11 protein-coding genes are annotated in these 13,659 nt (G+C 58.0%); 3 read left to right on the top strand and 8 right to left on the bottom strand.

Features of this window, described 5'->3' with window-relative positions; genetic code table 11:
• Positions 1-75 precede the first annotated feature (75 nt).
• The 6 genes from KGB03_RS00510 to KGB03_RS00485 form a co-directional block, all read right to left on the bottom strand.
• Positions 76-327, bottom strand: a complete 252-nt coding sequence (locus KGB03_RS00510; protein WP_111450938.1) for a DUF6124 family protein — start codon at positions 325-327, stop codon at positions 76-78.
• 535 nt (positions 328-862) lie between these two features.
• Positions 863-1,564, bottom strand: coding sequence for an ABC transporter ATP-binding protein (locus KGB03_RS00505; RefSeq protein ID WP_008147292.1), 702 nt, complete (start codon positions 1,562-1,564; stop codon positions 863-865).
• Positions 1,565-2,332: a high-affinity branched-chain amino acid ABC transporter ATP-binding protein LivG gene (gene livG, locus KGB03_RS00500; protein ID WP_008147293.1), complete on the bottom strand. Its 768-nt coding sequence runs from the start codon at positions 2,330-2,332 to the stop codon at positions 1,565-1,567.
• Positions 2,329-3,585 (bottom strand): high-affinity branched-chain amino acid ABC transporter permease LivM, encoded by a 1,257-nt coding sequence (locus KGB03_RS00495; RefSeq protein WP_218536340.1) that lies wholly within the window; start codon positions 3,583-3,585, stop codon positions 2,329-2,331. Before KGB03_RS00495 ends, livG begins: the two co-directional genes overlap by 4 nt.
• Positions 3,582-4,505, bottom strand: a complete 924-nt coding sequence (gene livH / locus KGB03_RS00490; protein ID WP_008147295.1) for a high-affinity branched-chain amino acid ABC transporter permease LivH — start codon at positions 4,503-4,505, stop codon at positions 3,582-3,584. Before livH ends, KGB03_RS00495 begins: the two co-directional genes overlap by 4 nt.
• Positions 4,506-4,737: 232 nt before the next feature.
• The gene (locus KGB03_RS00485; protein ID WP_218536341.1) at positions 4,738-5,865 is read right to left on the bottom strand and encodes a branched-chain amino acid ABC transporter substrate-binding protein; all 1,128 of its coding nucleotides are present in this window, start codon (positions 5,863-5,865) and stop codon (positions 4,738-4,740) included.
• A 338-nt stretch (positions 5,866-6,203) separates the two neighbouring features.
• Here KGB03_RS00485 and KGB03_RS00480 point away from each other — a divergent pair, with 338 nt between their 5' ends.
• A complete protein-coding gene (locus KGB03_RS00480) occupies positions 6,204-6,509 on the top strand; it encodes a DUF2288 domain-containing protein (protein WP_223525859.1) in 306 nt (101 codons plus the stop codon).
• Between the two features lie 297 nt (positions 6,510-6,806).
• Here the strand turns inward: KGB03_RS00480 and KGB03_RS00475 are convergent, their stop codons facing one another.
• Positions 6,807-9,002, bottom strand: coding sequence for a hypothetical protein (locus tag KGB03_RS00475; RefSeq protein WP_192406518.1), 2,196 nt, complete (start codon positions 9,000-9,002; stop codon positions 6,807-6,809).
• 197 nt (positions 9,003-9,199) lie between these two features.
• Here KGB03_RS00475 and KGB03_RS00470 point away from each other — a divergent pair, with 197 nt between their 5' ends.
• On the top strand, positions 9,200-10,096 hold the full coding sequence (locus tag KGB03_RS00470) for an NAD(P)-dependent oxidoreductase (protein WP_223525858.1): 897 nt from the start codon (positions 9,200-9,202) through the stop codon (positions 10,094-10,096).
• Here KGB03_RS00470 and KGB03_RS00465 read toward each other — a convergent pair.
• On the bottom strand, positions 9,987-12,269 hold the full coding sequence (locus tag KGB03_RS00465) for a putative bifunctional diguanylate cyclase/phosphodiesterase (protein WP_223525860.1): 2,283 nt from the start codon (positions 12,267-12,269) through the stop codon (positions 9,987-9,989). The genes KGB03_RS00470 and KGB03_RS00465 overlap by 110 nt on opposite strands.
• Before the next feature lie 288 nt (positions 12,270-12,557).
• Between KGB03_RS00465 and KGB03_RS00460 the strand changes: the two genes are divergently transcribed.
• Positions 12,558-13,659: spinster family MFS transporter (locus KGB03_RS00460; RefSeq protein ID WP_223525857.1), on the top strand; the 1,102-nt coding region annotated here is incomplete at its 3' end.

Here is a 13,659-nt window from a genome sequence, read left to right as displayed (position 1 = left end):
GTGTCAGTCAGCATTAATACTGAATGTCACACCGCTTTCGCGAGCAAGCCCGCTCCCACAGGGTGATCTTGGTGATCAGGATTCTTGTTGGTCAATTTGATCCAGCGCCCGATTCACCGCCAGTTCGCCCAGCATGATGCTTTGCTGGATGCCGAGCAGCATGTTGCGGTGCGAACCTTCCAGGAAAGCGGCGAAATTGCTGGCCATCACACTCGCCGACGCAAGTGATTCACAGGCATGGCCCAGCAGGGTTTGCATATCGATACCGGGCGCGACGACAAACATCGGGCTGGGATTGTGCGGGGGATTGGGTGAATTCTTGAACATTTACGGGTTCTCTCTATATGAGGCTGCAACCCGCTCGCGACTAAACGAAAAGGTGGCGGCTGTGCACAGGTTAGTCGACCGATCGAGAACCCCGGATATCGGCGCGCCCGAGGGCGCCCTGCACACAGCCACCGTCAAGTGCAGGGATGGAATACCTGACTTTTTGGCACTTATGCGATCCGGGAGAACTACCGAGCGACTAAACCCGACCACTGATGGGCAGTGGCAGGGAAACGATAGAGGCAGGCCCCAAGACGCACAAGTCGGCGGATTCTGGCGTAGCTGTAGGCAACGACGCAAGGTGATGTAGCTTGCAGGAAGTAACACGGACACTGATTAAACACGCTCTCCAATACACCCAAAATCCCCTGTAGGAGCTGCCGAAGGCTGCGATCTTTTGATCTTGATCTTCGGTGGTCCTGGCGAAAACCAAGATCAAAAGATCGCAGCCTGCGGCAGCTCCTACGGGGGAGATTTCCATTATGACAAGCATAAAAAAACGGCCCGAAGGCCGTTTTTCGTTTACCGCAAAGACTCAACCACCCAGGTACGCTTCACGCACTTTCGGGTCAGTCAGCAATGCTTCCCCGGTACCTGTCATCACCACCCGGCCGTTCTCCAGAACGTACGCACGGTCGGCAATTTTCAACGCCTGGTTGGCGTTCTGCTCCACCAAAAACACCGTCACGCCATCCTTGCGCAGCTGTTCGATGATGTCGAAGATCTGCTGGATGATGATCGGTGCCAGGCCCAATGAAGGTTCATCGAGCAGCAACAGCTTGGGTTTGCTCATCAGCGCACGGCCGATGGCGAGCATTTGCTGTTCGCCGCCGGACATGGTGCCGCCGCGTTGGGCGAAGCGTTCTTTCAGGCGTGGGAAAAGTCCGAGGACCTTGTCCATCTGTTCCTGATAATCGCCCTTGTCGGTGAAGAACCCGCCCATGGCGAGGTTTTCTTCCACGGTCAGACGGGCAAACACCCGACGACCTTCCGGCACGACGGCGATGCTCTTGCGCATGATCTGCGAGGAACTCTGACCGACCAATTCCTCACCCATGTAGCGGATGCTGCCACTGTGGGCTTGCGGTGAACCGCAGAGCGTCATCAGCAGAGTCGATTTGCCGGCACCGTTGGCGCCGATCAGGGTCACGATCTCGCCCTGGCGGACTTCGACGTTGACGCTGTGCAGGGCCTGGATCTTGCCGTAGAAGGTGGAAACGTTTTCGAATTGCAGCATTTACGCTTCCCCCAGGTAGGCTTTGATCACTTCGGGATTGTCGCGGATCTGTTCCGGCGTGCCGTCGGCCAGAGGTGTGCCCTGGTTGATCACGACGATGTGGTCGGAAATGCTCATGACCAGTTTCATGTCGTGTTCGATCAGCAGCACGGTGACATTGTGCTCTTCACGCAACATGCTGATCAGCGCCTTCAGGTCTTCGGTTTCCTTCGGGTTCAGGCCGGCGGCCGGTTCGTCGAGCATGAGGATCCGCGGACGGGTCATCATGCAGCGAGCGATTTCCAGACGACGTTGCTGACCGTAGGCCAGGGTGCCGGCAGGACGGTTGGCGAATGCCTTGAGGTTGACCTTGTCCAGCCAGAACTCGGCGAACTCCATGGCCTCGCGCTCGCTCTTGCGAAACGACGGGGTCTTGAACAGACCGGCCAGGAAGTTGGTGTTCAGGTGACGGTGCTGGGCGATCAAGAGGTTTTCGACCGCCGTCATGTCCTTGAACAGCCGCACGTTCTGGAAGGTGCGCACCACGCCTTTGAGGGCGATCTTGTGGCCGGGCAGGCCCTGGATCGGCTCGCCGTCCAGCAGGATGCTGCCGCCACTTGGCTGGTAGAAACCGGTCAGGCAGTTGAACACGGTGGTCTTGCCGGCGCCGTTGGGGCCGATCAGTGCCACGACCTGTTTTTCCTTCACGCTCAGGGCTACGCCGTTGACCGCCAGCAAGCCGCCGAAGCGCATGCTCAGATTTTCTACTTTGAGGATCTCGCGGCTCATTTGCGCAGCTCCATGTGAGGACGTTGCATGGGCAGCAGTCCTTGAGGACGCCAGATCATCATCAGCACCATCAAGGCGCCGAACATCAACATGCGGTATTCACTGAACTCACGCATCATTTCCGGCAACAGGATCATCACTGTGGCGGCGAGTACGACGCCCAGTTGCGAGCCCATGCCACCCAGCACCACGATGGCGAGGATGGTCGCCGACTCGATGAAGGTGAACGACTCCGGTGTCACCAGGCCCTGACGCGCGGCGAAGAAGCTGCCGGCAAAACCGGCGAAGCACGCACCGAGGGTGAAGGCCGAGAGCTTGATGACCGTAGGATTGAGACCCAGCGCACGGCAGGCGATTTCGTCTTCACGCAACGCTTCCCAGGCACGGCCCAGCGGCATGCGCAACAAGCGGTTGATCACGAACAGGGCAAACAGCGCCAGCAACAGCGCAACGAGGTAAAGGAAGATCACCTTGTTGATCGAGTTGTATTCCAGGCCGAAGTACTCGTGGAAGGTCTGCAGGCCTTCAGCGGCTTTGCGTTCGAAGGTCAGGCCGAAGAACGTCGGTTTCTCGATGTTACTGATGCCGTTCGGACCCCCCGTGAGGCCGGTCAGGTTACGCAGGAACAGACGGATGATTTCACCGAACCCCAGGGTCACGATCGCCAGATAGTCACCGCGCAGACGCAGCACCGGGAAACCGAGCAGGAAGCCGAAGGTGGCCGCCATCATCCCGGCGATCGGCAGGCAGATCCAGAAGCTCAGACCGTAGTAGTGCGACAGCAGCGCATAGCTGTAGGCGCCGACGGCATAGAAGCCGACGTAACCGAGGTCGAGCAGACCGGCCAGACCGACCACGATGTTCAGGCCCAGGCCGAGCATCACGTAGATCAGCACCAGCGTGGCGATATCCACCGCACCGCGGGAACCGAAGAACGGCCAGACCAGCGCACCGATGATCAACGCGATGATGATCCAGCGCTGAGTGGTCGGCAGGGTCAGGAACGTACTGGCCTTGGCCGGCATCACCGGCAGGTTCGGCGAGGATTTCCAGGCCGAGCTGATCTGCTGGTCGAACAACACCCGCAGGAACATCAACACCGAGCACACGGCGATGGTGATCAGGGTGGAAGTGCTGGTGCCGTGGACTTCGAGGTTGATGCCGACGATGGTCAGTTTCAGACCGAGTACCGGGTAGGCAACGGCCCACACCAGCAAGGCGCTGAACAACGCCTGTTTAAGATTCCTAGTCATACTTTTTCAACCTCCGGACGGCCCAACAGGCCGGTAGGCCGGAACAACAACACCAGAACCAGTAAGCCGAACGCCACAACGTCCTTGTACTGGTCGCCGAAGATATCGGCACCAAAGGCTTCCGCCACCCCCAGCACGATCCCGCCGAGCATGGCGCCGGGGATGCTGCCGATACCGCCCAGTACCGCTGCGGTGAAGGCTTTGAGGCCGACCAGGAAACCGGCGTTCGGGTTGATCACGCCGTATTGCATGCTCAGCAATACCGCCGCGATGGCTGCCAGTGCGGCACCGATGACGAAGGTCAGGGCGATGATGTTGTTGGTGTTGATACCTAAGAGGTTGGCCATCTTGATGTCTTCGGCACAGGCGCGGCAGGCGCGACCCAGGCGAGAGCGGGAGATGAACAGCGTCAGGCCGAGCATGGCGACAAAGGTCACCACGAACACCACGATTTGCATGTAGGAAATCAGCACTTCATGTGCGCCACCTGGCCCGATGGAGAAGTTACCGGGGATCAGGTTGGGGATGGATTTGTCCTTGGAGTCTTGCGCCAGCAGAACCGTGTTCTGCAGGAAGATCGACATGCCGATGGCGGAAATCAGCGGGATCAGACGGTTGCTGCCGCGCAGAGGGCGGTAGGCGATCCGTTCGATGCTATAACCGTAGGCACTGGTCACGACAATGGTCGCGAGAAAAGCGGCGGTCATCAACAGCGGAACACTGTCGAGTCCCATCATGGACAGGCCCGCAATGGCGATGAACGCCACGTAGGAACCAATCATGTACACCTCGCCGTGGGCGAAGTTGATCATTCCAATGATGCCGTAAACCATCGTATAGCCGATGGCGATCAGGGCATACGTGCTGCCAATGGTCAGACCATTAACCAGCTGTTGGAAGAAGTGATAGATGTCAGGCATTACAGCGCTCCTAAAAACCTGATACGCATTTCACTGGTGGAGTCATTTTCCCGCTCGAGCCCCGTGGATCTGCATCCACTTCGAACGCGAGGTTTGCCAGCGAACCGCTGATGACGGTTTTGAGATTTTCAGGTGGGGAGACTGGCGGATCACGCCAGTGCGGCCCAATACGTTCGTAAAACAAAGCCCACGGCACGCCGTGGGCTTTATTGGCAGTCAGTCAGGCAACGCCTTACTGAGGCTTGGCTTCAGTTTTAGGTTTGCCGAAGTGCCACTCGTAAACCACAAATTTGAAGTCTTTCAGGTCGCCCTTGGCGTCGAAGCTCAGGTCGCCAGTCGGGGTTTTGAAGGAACCTGCGTGGATGGCAGCAGCCACTTTGGCAGGGTCTTCGCTCTTGGCAGCAGTAATACCACCAGCGATGACTTCAACAGCCGAGTAGGACGGGAACACGAACGGACCGCTTGGGTCTTCTTTCTTGGCTTTGAACGCATCAGCCAGGGCGATGTTGGCCGGATCCTGGTCGAAGGATTTCGGCAGGGTCACCAGCAGACCTTCGGAAGCGTCTTTGGCGATCTGCGAAATGGAGTCGTTACCCACGCCTTCCGGACCCATGAACTTGGCTTTCAGGCCTTTTTCCTGGGCTTGACGCAGGATCAGGCCCAGCTCCGGGTGGTAGCCGCCGTAGTAGACGAAGTCGACGTTGGCTTGCTTGAGCTTGGAGATCATCGAAGAGAAGTCTTTGTCGCCGGCGTTGATGCCTTCGAACACGGCAACCTTGACGTTTTTGCCTTCCAGGGTTTTCTTCACGGCGGTGGCGATGCCTTCACCGTATTGCTGTTTGTCGTGCAGAACAGCAACGATCTTCGGTTTTACGAAGTCGGCAATGTAGTTACCGGCGGCAGGGCCCTGGGCGCTGTCCAGACCGATAGTACGGAAGATCATTTTGTAACCGCGATTGGTGATGTCCGGGCTGGTGGCAGCCGGGGTGATCATGATCACGCCTTCGTCTTCGTAAATGTCCGAAGCCGGTTGAGTGGAGCTGGAGCACAGGTGACCGACCACGAACTTGACGCCGTCGTTGACGACTTTGTTCGCGACCGCTACCGCTTGTTTTGGATCACAGGCGTCATCGTATTCAACGGCTTCGAGTTTCTTGCCGTCTACGCCGCCTTTGGCGTTGATCTGTTCGATGGCCATTTTGGCGCCACTGAACTGCATGTCGCCGTATTGGGCTACAGGGCCGGTTTTAGGGCCGGCGATGCCGATCTTGATGGTGTCAGCTGCGAACGAATGGCTGGCAACCCCGGCCAGAACCATAGCGGCAAACAGTTTGGAAATCTGCTTAGTAGCCTTAGTCATAGTGCTCCACTCTTACTGTTGTAGTTTTTATAGTCCTGGCGCCGTAGCAGCAGAACCGGGTCAGATATCTTCGATATCCTCCGGAAAATGCCCCCGGCAACTGTACCGGTACAGTGTAGAGCGCCAATTGTTAGCCTGGGAAGCTGGCGCCAGGGGGCAAAACCTGAGGGTGTCGCTTTTTTGAAAGAAAAAGACAGAATGGCGGCGGGGGTTATAGCTGAAATATCAGCAATCCTTGGCTTTCCTGCTGTTTTCAATCGGTCACTCAATTGCATCCGGGTTTTTCTGCCAGACCACCAACGTTATGATTACGTCGATTTCTTTTCCGGACAGGACCCATGACTCAAGAACCTAGCACCCTCTATGCCAAGCTGCTTGGTGAAACCGCATCTATTACCTGGAAGGAGCTGGAGCCGTTCTTCGCCAGGGGTGCCCTATTGTGGGTCGATCCCGGTCTGGATTTGATTGCTGCAGCGGAGGCAGTCGCGACCGACGAAGGCGAGAAAGTGGCTGCCTGGTTGGCCGCCGACAAGCTCGCCAAGCTGTCTGAAACGCGGGCGCTGGATCTTTTCGAACGCGATCCGGAGCTGTGGGCAGTGGTCGTTTCGCCGTGGATTATGATCCAGGAAAGGGCGACGAGCTGAAGATGCGCACTCTATTGGTGCGCTACCTTGTCGGGCAAAAGTGTGTAGCCGAGTAGCGTGATGGCACGTTGCCGTAGAGAAAGGCCACAGGCGGGCCAGCATCACGGTGACGTAAACGTAACGGGAACAGTTTATCGAGCAGCCGATTGGCTGCTTAATTGTTTCTGGATGTTGGGATTTGTGGGGAATGTAAGTCCGCCTTCGCGAGCAAGCCCGCTCCCACATTTAATCGCGTTTCGTCTGAAGGAATGCGGTCAAAGGTGGGAGCGGGCTTGCTCGCGAAGAGGTCATCACTGACTAAGCCGTCTTGCCCGTATGGTTATTCAAAGAAATAACCTTGGTCTTGCCAATCCGGTGACGATAAATCTCGCGCAAGTACTTGATCGCCTTCTTCACGCAATCCCGGGAGAGGCGAATGTCATTGATCGAGACGAACTTGTCTTTGTCGTTGATCAGCTCGCGGTACTTCTTCTCGTACATCGGTTTGATCGCGTACCAATTGGTGTCGAGGATCTTCGCCGGGTTCTCGAACTCATTCAGCAGCTCGTCGATACGGTCCTCGTCGAACTCTTCATTAATGATGAAGTCCAGGATCGAGTTATCCAGAGTCTCGTCAAAGCGGTACGGGTTTTTCGCGAAGCAACGCTTGATGAAGGCCACGATCAGCGTCAGGAAGTCGTCCGACAGGCACGGGCTCTTGGCGATCAGGGTGGTCAGCGACAAGTTGGCCGAGGCGCCGATGACCAGCGCATAACGCTTGAGCGTGGTGTTCGGGAACAGGCTGTTGAGGTGGGTCTTCAACCGGTTCAAGTCCATGTAGGACAGCTTGTAGTCCTTTGGCAGCGAAACAATCGAGACCACCGACGAGCAGTTCTTGAAGAAGTGCAGGTCGTGCAACGCGGCCGCGTCGTACCCCGAATTCTTGTACTGCTCCAGCGAGGCGCGATAGCGCTTGGATTCGATTGGCAACAGGCTGATGCCTTCGATCGCCTGGGTCACTTTGTTGAAGTGCGGCAAGTCGATGGAGCGGAAGAACAGGTCGTCGATGTTCAGGCGCTGCGGTTCTTTCTCGAACACCTTGAACTTGTCGCTGCTCGGCGGCGGCGTTTCCGGCACCACGGACTCGGCATAGGCAATCGCTACGGGGCCGGCCAGGCTCATGAACAGGTCGTTGGCGTCGAGGCGAATGGTTTCGCCAATGTCGATGCCAGCCCGACGGAAATAGTTCTGGTCGTAGTCGGTGGTTACCGCTTGCGCCGTCAGAATGTTGAAGATCTGCTGTGAGATGTATTGGTTAGCGTGCTTTTCCATCGCGTTGACGTCGATGTTCTGGATGTTGCCGTCATCGCTTTCTTCGGCATAACGCATGATGTCGTTGGAGATCAGCATCATGGCGTTCCATGGGCGGATACGACCCATGACACTGGCTTCGCTGCTGTCTTCGTTGGCGAAGTTGTAGGAGAAGTCCCACTCTTCCGACAGGTATTTACACAGCAGACGACCTGCGTTGATGTGCAGCGCCTCGGACATTTCGCTGCGGTGATCGGAAATGTTCGGCAGCACGCAGATGCCGCTGGTGAAGATCGGCTCGAAGACGAAGGAATGACCGCTCTTGCCGTCGTGCTCGTCCATCGGCTTGGTGTCGAACGTCTTGTTCATGTACGAGTGCTGCTGGGCCAGGCCGAATTCCGAGGCCATGCCCGAACCGGTACCGCCACCGGCGCTGAAAATCGAGAAATACAGGCGCGATTGGTTGGCCTTGATCCCGCAGCTGTCGATCAGGTACGAGTGAATCATCTTCCAGTCAGGGCTGGAGAAACGCTGGGTGTCCTTGTTCAGGATGATCTTGGCCAGGTACTGACCGAGGATCGGCGCGTTACCGGCGCCACCGGCGTGGACTTCCGACAAGTCCATGATTTTCATTTTGCTGTAGTCGCGCAGGAAGCCGCTTTTTTCGCCCTTGCGCGAGAAACGGATGCGGCCGGCGATGTCTTTGTCCAGGTCGCCGAGCATGACCAGGGGTTCTACCAGGAACACCGGTTTGGTGGCCTTGTTCGGCCCCAGGCGCAGGTTGTTGCGAATCCACTGTGCCGGGCTGTAGCCCTTTTCGGCGAAACGTTTGTCCGGCGACAGGCGATCTTCGTTATTGAATTCGTTGAGGTAGAACTTACGGGCGTTGTACACCAGCTCCGCGACGTCCAGCGCGATGTTCGAACCGCAGCGACCCAGGCCGATCAGGCACACCGACGGGAATTCCTGATCGCTGTGATGTTCGCTGTCGCCTTCCAGATGCGGTGGACGCGGGAACACCATGTCACGCAGACCGTCGAGATTATCGAGGATACGATCGGTATTGGTCTCGGTGAAGTACAGGTATTGCTGAGTCGCCAACGGGCGCGATGGTGTCAATGGCTTTGACGGTGCGGGGCTGTTTGCCGCCGGGCTCAGCGTCAGATCGGATATCGCAGCGGCCGGATTGTTTTTAGAAGTCATTGTGCGCCATGTGCCTGGACTGGTTGGTTGGGCGACAAGGTGTCGTCGAACCATCACGGATGGGATCTCGCGTTTTTTTTCAGCGCGTATTTGGCCCAAGCGTCAGGGCCTTGGCCTGAGCATCGCTCGGGGGAATCCTTTCCTAAGTCATGATGAATCGGCCAATATTCGACGATCTTTAATCAAAAGGAGGCCAAATGATGGCAGCGTTACCTTCACTCGGGTTTGCCGGGGTCGGCCTGATGGGCTTGCCAATGTGCCAGCGCCTGTTGGCAGCGGGTTACCCGCTGACGGTGTGGAACCGCAATCCAGCCAAGTGCGCGCCGCTGGTCGAGGCCGGTGCACGACAGGTCGCCACGCCGGCTGAGCTGTGTCAGCACGCCGACGTGGTGATGTTGTGCCTGGCGGACACGTCGGTGGTTCGTGAGGTGGTGTTTGGTGCGGCAGGGATTGCGCAAGGTGCGAAAAGCGGTCAATTGCTGGTGGACTTTTCCAGCCTGGAACCTACCGCGACGCGGGAAATGGCGACAGCGCTGGTCGGCCAGGCCGGCATGAGCTGGCTGGATGCACCGGTGTCCGGCGGAGTGGTCGGCGCCGAGGCTGGCAGCCTGGCGATCATGGTGGGCGGTGAAACGGCGGATCTTGAGCGCGTCAGGCCTGTGTTGTTGAACCTTGGTCAGCGCGTGACCCACATGGGCGCCGTCGGAGCGGGGCAGGTGACCAAGGCCTGCAATCAGATGATCGTCGCCTGCAACGCGCTGGTGATCGCCGAAGTCGTGGCGTTGGCCGAGCGTTCCGGGGTGCAGGCCAGTCTGATCGCCGAGGCGCTGGCAGGCGGGTTTGCCGATTCAAAGCCCTTGCAGATCCTCGGTCCGCAAATGGCCGAAAGCCGTTTCGAACCGGTGAAATGGCATGTGCGCACGCTGCTCAAGGACCTCGATACCGCGGTGAAGTTTTCCCGTGAGCAAAGCTCGGCCACGCCGATCAGTGGACTGGCCGCACAATTGATGCGACTGCATGGGAGCCAGGGATTCCTGGAAAAAGATCCGTCGACGCTAGTGCAGTTGTACCGCGAGCCAGACTCAAAGGGCTGACAGTGTGCAGGTGCTTGCGCTGGTTGATTTCGCTCAGCACCGGACGCAACTGCGCCAGCGGTATTGGACGACTGAGCAGGTAGCCCTGCACGAAGTCGCAGCCGTTACGCTCCAGAAACTCGTATTGCTCAAGGGTTTCGACGCCTTCGGTCACCACCTGCAAATGCAGCGTGTGGGCCATGACGATGATCGCTTGAACGATTTCCATGTCCTGGGTGGCCTTGGGGATGTCCTGGATGAACGAACGGTCGATCTTCAGCGTGTTGAGTGGCAGTCGTTTGAGATAGGCCAGTGATGAGTAACCGGTGCCGAAGTCATCAATCGACAGCGACACGCCGAGGGCACGAATCTGGCGCAGCAACACCAGCGTATCGGCGATGTTGCCCATCAGCGCATTTTCCGTTACTTCCAGTTCCAGCCGCTGCGGCGCCACTCCGGCGACCCGCAGCGCGTGTTCGATTTCATCGGCCAATGATTCGCGCGCCAGGTTCAGGGGCGAGCAGTTCACGGCGATGTGGAGTTCTTCGCAACCCTGGCGCGACAACTCGCCCAGGTCCTCACAGGCTTTGCGCAGGACCCAGTTGTCCAGTTCGGCGATCAGGCCGTTGGCCTCGGCGATGGCAATGAACCGGTCCGGTGCCAGCAGTCCGTGAACCGGATGTTGCCAGCGGACCAGCGCTTCAAGTTTGCTGACCTGAGCGGTTTTCAGGTCATAGATCGGTTGGTAATAGAGCATCAGCCCGGTGTTTTCGCGCAGGGCGTGGCGCAGCTCTTCTTCCAGTTGCAGTTCCAGCGTCGCGCGGGTTTTCAGGTTTTCGCTGAAAAAATTCAGGCCATTGCGCCCGCTGTCCTTGGACTGATACAGCGCCAGATCAGCGTTTTTCAGCAACTCTTCACAGGTCTTGCCATCTTCCGGAAACACGCTGATACCGATACTGGTGGTCATAACCATGCGCCGCCCGGACAGCTCGATGGGCTCCTTCATTTTCGCCATGATGCGTTGGGCCATGTGCCGCGCTTCATCATGATCATGCAGGCTGATGAGGATGCAAAACTCGTCGCCTCCGAAGCGCGCAACGACATCTTCGTGGCTGCGCACCGAGCACTTTATGTGGCTGGCCAGGACTTTGAGCAATTCGTCGCCGGCATCATGGCCGAGGCTGTCGTTGATCCGCTTGAAATGGTCGATGTCCAGGAACAGCACCGCCAGCATGCCGCCTTCGTTGGTTTTCTCGATGAGTTTCTCGGCAAAAATCTGGTTGAAGCCACGGCGGTTGATCAGGTTGGTCAGTGGGTCGTAGTGCGCCACTTGTTGTAACGACATCCTCGCCTGGTCCAGTTGACTGAGCAGGGCGTTGACCCGTTGCAGGTCGTGCTCCTTGTTTTGCAGCTTCTTGTCCGCCAGCGCCGCGCTGATGCTGCTGCCGATGATCAGCAGCGTCATGACCGCCACCGTCAGACCCAGTTGCAGATGATTGTTTGCGCCGGGCAGCGGCTGGAGGCTGTCAGCGGGCAGCACCAGATTGAAGGCGGCCATGGCGGTGACGTGCATGCTGATAATGCCTGCGCCGAGCACCAGGCTGGCGCTGTATTTGAGCAGTTGATGGAACAGTCCGGTGCCGTCGCGCAGATGACTTGATATCAGCAGGGCTGCAAGGCTGGCACCGATGGCGAACACAATGGAGAGGGCGAACAGCGTGGGTTGGTAATAGGCCATCGCACTCGAACGCATGGCGGTCATGCCCACGTAATGCATGGTGGCGATGCCCAGGCCAATGCAGATCGACGCCTGGAGATATTGCCAAAAACTCAGGCGGGGATGGCTGAGAGCATGCATGGCCAGCCACGAGGCGAGCAGGGCGATCAACAGAGAAAGGAGAGTGATGGGCAAGTCATATTGAATGTCGATCGGCGCCTTGAATGCCAGCATGCCGATGAACTGCATGGCCCAGATCCCCCCCGCCAGGCAACTGGCACCGACCCAGCGCCAGAGCCGCTGCGAGGCGGGTTTTTCCACGTGACCGACCCGTTCGGCCATGTCCAATGTGGCAAAGCTACCGACACCGGCGACCAAATAGGCCAGCAGAACCAGAAAAGGGTCAAGTGTGCAGTTGAGTATTACCTGGCCGTTCTCCGTCAGCTCGGTAATGAAATGCAACCCAAGCCACTCCATAGCATGCCCCATTGTCATCCTGGCTGGCGCCATGAACGCTGGCGAATGCATTGGAGTATAGAAGGCGTGTTTAGAGTGCAAACGATAGTGGCACGTTGGCCCTAACCATTTTGGAATGAGCGTTAGAGCGTTTGGAGATAAATGGTGTATCAGCTGCGACATCTTCCATGGGCGGATATCAGCTTTACAAATAATGACAGACAGCTATGGCGGGCCTGACTAGATTGCAGGTTCCGGGCTCGGATGCGCTGGCAGTGAAGCCCCAATAACAATAAAAGAGACGGACCCATGCAGAACTCGACCCAAGCGGCGAATGCCTGGCGCATTCTGTTCCTGCTGTTCCTGGCCAACCTGTTCAACTTCTTCGATCGCACCATTCCGGCCATCATCATCGAACCGATCCGCATGGAATGGCACCTCAGCGACTTTCAGCTGGGGATCATCGGTACCGCATTCACCCTCGTTTATGCCATTGCCGGCCTGCCTCTGGGGCGGATGGCCGATACCGGTTCGCGCAGCAAATTGATGGGCTGGGGCCTGGCGGCGTGGAGCGGGCTGACGGCGGTCAACGGACTGGTGGGGAGTTTCTGGGCGTTCCTGATCGTGCGCATGGGCATCGGCATCGGTGAAGCCAGTTACGCACCGGCCGCCAACTCGCTGATCGGCGACCTGTTCCCGGCCCACCGCCGGGCGCGGGCGATGGGTATCTTCATGCTGGGGCTGCCGTTGGGACTGCTGTTAGCGTTCTTCACCATCGGCGCGATGGTCAAGGCGTTCGACAGCTGGCGCGCGCCGTTCTTTATCGCGGCAGTGCCGGGGCTGATCCTGGCGATCTTCATGTTCTTTATCAAAGAGCCGAAACGCGGCGCCGCAGAGAGTGTGCAGGTTTCTCAGGAGCGCGTAGACCGGCCAATCCGTCGGGTGTTGGCGGTGCCGACTTTCCTGTGGCTGGTGATGGCGGGGCTGTGCTTCAACTTCGCCACGTATGCCTGCAACTCATTTCTGGTGCCGATGCTGCAGCGCTATTTCCTGATGCCATTACAGGAAGCGGCGGTGGCGACCGGGGTGATCGTCGGCGTGACCGGTTTGTTCGGCCTGACACTGGGCGGTTGGGTCGCGGACAAGATTCACCAGCGGGTGGCCAATGGGCGACTGCTGTTTGCCGCGTTCAGCTTGATCATCTCGACGGTGTGCACGGCGTGGGCGCTGCATTCCGGGCGGATCGAGATCGGCGTGTTTGTAGCGGTGTTCAGTGTGGGCTGGTTGTTTGCCTACAACTTCTACACGTGCGTTTACACCGCCATTCAGGACGTAGTCGAGCCGCGCTTGCGGGCTACGGCCATGGCGCTGTTCTTTGCCGGGTTGTATTTGCTGGGGGGTGGGTCTGTCT

The sequence above is a fragment of the Pseudomonas sp. BF-B-26 genome, from assembly GCF_019956495.1.
GTDB lineage: Bacteria > Pseudomonadota > Gammaproteobacteria > Pseudomonadales > Pseudomonadaceae > Aquipseudomonas.
Note: the sequence above shows the minus strand (reverse complement) of the source record. Positions and strands in the feature narration are given on the sequence as shown.

Coding starts and splice junctions, on each gene's coding strand:
- KGB03_RS00510 (WP_111450938.1), bottom strand. CDS start 327: ATGTTCAAGAATTCACCCAATCCCCCGCACAATCCCAGCCCGATGTTT.
- KGB03_RS00505 (WP_008147292.1), bottom strand. CDS start 1,564: ATGCTGCAATTCGAAAACGTTTCCACCTTCTACGGCAAGATCCAGGCC.
- livG (WP_008147293.1), bottom strand. CDS start 2,332: ATGAGCCGCGAGATCCTCAAAGTAGAAAATCTGAGCATGCGCTTCGGC.
- KGB03_RS00495 (WP_218536340.1), bottom strand. CDS start 3,585: ATGACTAGGAATCTTAAACAGGCGTTGTTCAGCGCCTTGCTGGTGTGG.
- livH (WP_008147295.1), bottom strand. CDS start 4,505: ATGCCTGACATCTATCACTTCTTCCAACAGCTGGTTAATGGTCTGACC.
- KGB03_RS00485 (WP_218536341.1), bottom strand. CDS start 5,865: ATGACTAAGGCTACTAAGCAGATTTCCAAACTGTTTGCCGCTATGGTT.
- KGB03_RS00480 (WP_223525859.1), top strand. CDS start 6,204: ATGACTCAAGAACCTAGCACCCTCTATGCCAAGCTGCTTGGTGAAACC.
- KGB03_RS00475 (WP_192406518.1), bottom strand. CDS start 9,002: ATGACTTCTAAAAACAATCCGGCCGCTGCGATATCCGATCTGACGCTG.
- KGB03_RS00470 (WP_223525858.1), top strand. CDS start 9,200: ATGATGGCAGCGTTACCTTCACTCGGGTTTGCCGGGGTCGGCCTGATG.
- KGB03_RS00465 (WP_223525860.1), bottom strand. CDS start 12,269: ATGGAGTGGCTTGGGTTGCATTTCATTACCGAGCTGACGGAGAACGGC.